The sequence below is a fragment of the Pseudoalteromonas sp. S1650 genome, assembly GCF_005887195.1.
Classification (GTDB): Bacteria; Pseudomonadota; Gammaproteobacteria; order Enterobacterales; family Alteromonadaceae; genus Pseudoalteromonas; species Pseudoalteromonas simplex.
In genome coordinates, this window is the sequence record NZ_PNDF01000237.1 from 1 (window position 1) to 261 (window position 261).

Below are 261 nucleotides of genomic sequence, written 5' to 3' on the forward strand. Positions count from 1 at the left end.
TGCTATGGGTTACACCGCCCGCCCAGTACTTGGAAGCGATACCGTGGGTGTCATTGATCATACCGCACTTGGAAAGCCGCTAGACAAAGCTGATATTACCGCCACCATGAAGCGATTATCTGGCCGTACTCATCAAGTGATGACGGCTGTGGCAATTGCTGATAGAGAGCAAGTAAAAAGCTGACTTGTTGTCACCGATCTTACATTTAAACCACTCTCCGATGCAGAAATTGATGCTAACTGGAATAGTGGTGATCCGCA

At 47.9% G+C, this 261-nt stretch carries 1 pseudogene; it reads left to right on the forward strand.

What is annotated here, in order from left to right:
• A pseudogene (locus tag CWB80_RS22270) lies at positions 1-261 on the forward strand (Maf family protein); the annotation flags it as partial.